General features: G+C 44.9%; 2 protein-coding genes. Both read left to right on the forward strand.

The window, feature by feature from the left end:
• The first annotated feature begins 154 nt into the window (after nucleotides 1–154).
• Complete coding sequence (locus tag VIP81_RS15545) at nucleotides 155–1,480, forward strand: citrate (Si)-synthase, eukaryotic (RefSeq protein ID WP_331962504.1); 1,326 nt, start codon at nucleotides 155–157, stop codon at nucleotides 1,478–1,480.
• 130 nt (nucleotides 1,481–1,610) lie between these two features.
• The coding region (locus tag VIP81_RS15550; protein WP_331962507.1) for an OB-fold nucleic acid binding domain-containing protein at nucleotides 1,611–2,258 on the forward strand (648 nt) is incomplete at its 3' end.

The following is a 2,258-nucleotide window of genomic DNA, read 5'->3' on the forward strand; positions in this document are numbered from 1 at the left end:
CAGCTGTTCACTGCCGCCATATTTCTGCATCCTTCCCCCGGGGGATCGTTGTTAATTTGGCATTAAATACCACGAAATGGTGGTAACTTCGTTAACAAATCATTACTTTTGACTATTGATCGATTTTGTTTTCATTAATAACAATAGCAGTAAAATGGGGTACATAAAAGAGAAATTCAAGGTTAAAGCAGATGAACTTAACATTGAAGTCAAAGACCTAATCAAGAATCACGGCACTAAGAAGATTGAAGATGTAACATTGGCACAGGTTTACCAGGGTATGCGCGGTATAACCGGCCTGGTAACGGAGACTTCCCTCCTGGACGCCAATGAAGGAATTCGTTTTCGCGGATATTCTATTCCGGAATTAAGGGATCATTTGCCTAAAGCGCCGGGTGGTGCAGAACCGCTGCCGGAAGGTTTATTTTACCTGATGCTGATTGGTGAATTACCTACTGAAGCAGATGTACAATATCTGTCCAGCATGTGGGGTCGCCGTTCTCATGTACCCAACCACGTATTTGATGCTATTGAAGCGTTGCCTATTACTGCTCACCCGATGACCATGTTCAACGTGGGTATCATGGCGTTGCAGACAGAATCTTCTTTTGCACATGCTTATGCGGAAGGGATGAATAAAAAAGATTACTGGAGTTATACCTATGAGGATACCATGAACCTCATTGCCCGTCTGCCACGTATTGCTGCTTATGTGTATCGCCGCAAATATAAAGGTGGTCAGCATATACAGCCTAATGGCATGCTGGACTGGGCAGGTAACTTTGCACATATGCTCGGTTACTCTGACGAAGGATTCAAAGAACTGATGCGTCTTTATATGGTGATTCACGCCGACCACGAGGGTGGTAACGTGAGCGCACACACGACACACCTGGTAGGTTCCGCCCTGAGCGATGCTTACCTGTCTTTCGCTGCAGGCATGAATGGTTTGGCAGGTCCTTTACATGGATTGGCTAACCAGGAAGTAATCAAGTGGATCCTGCAAATGCGCGAAGAACTGGGTGGCGGAATGCCAACCAAAGAACAAATCGAAGCCTACGTACGCAAAACCTTATCCGATGGTAAAGTAGTACCAGGTTACGGTCACGCTGTTTTACGTAAAACAGATCCACGCTTTACTGCACAGATGGAGTTTGCGAAAAAACATCTCCCGAACGATGAACTGGTGAAAATTGTGTGGATGGTATACGAAACTGTTCCCCCAATTCTGCAGGACCTGGGTAAAGTGAAAAACCCATGGCCTAACGTAGACGCACATTCCGGCGCATTACTGGTACACTACGGCCTGGTAGAATATGAATTCTACACCGTATTGTTTGGTGTTTCCCGTGCACTGGGTGTACTGGCATCTCTTTGCTGGGACAGAGCTTTAGGACTTTCCCTGGAAAGACCAAAATCTGTTACCACAGAGTGGATGAAGCAGTTTGTTGAAGGTAAAGTAGACGCAATAGCCGAATAGTTATAATTGTTTTTTATTAAAAAAGGCAAGTGGTGAATTTTTACCATTTGCCTTTTTTATTTTTGTTCTTCATAAAAACGAAATTGCCATTTCTACTTTTACTGCTATATTATCCAATCCGATAGAATACCTGAAAGGCGTAGGCCCCCAGAAAGGAGAGCTGCTGCGCAAAGAAATCAAAGTGTATACTTTTGGCGACCTGCTGCAATATTTCCCTTTTCGTTATGTAGATCGCTCCCGGATAGATAAAATCGCTTCGCTGAGCGGGTATGAAGACTTTGTGCAGATCCGTGGTAAGATCATTAACATGGTAGTTATGGGCGAAAACAGGGCTAAGCGGTTGGTGGCAACTTTCAAAGATGAAACGGGCACCATTGATATGGTCTGGTTTCAGGGCTGGCAGTGGATGCAAAAATCATTGCGGGAAAATGTCGGCTACCTGGTATTTGGGCGCATCTCAGTATTTAATGGGGTAACCCAACTGGCGCATCCTGAACTGGATTTGCTCACGGAGGAAATTGCTACCGGAAAACAATTCCTGGAACCAGTTTACTATACCACCGAAAAACTGAAAGCCCGCGGACTAACGGCAAAGGCTATAGGAAAATTAACAAAGAACTTACTTGAACAATTATCTCCCCTGGAAATCAGGGAAAATATTCCGTTGGAGGTGTTACAGCAATATCGTCTCATGCCCCGGTCTATGGCCTATTTCAGGATACATCAGCCAGCTAATGAAGACGATGCAAGGCTGGCGCAGCGGCGGTTGAAATTTGAA

Source organism: Chitinophaga sp., assembly GCF_036566945.1.
GTDB lineage: Bacteria > Bacteroidota > Bacteroidia > Chitinophagales > Chitinophagaceae > Chitinophaga.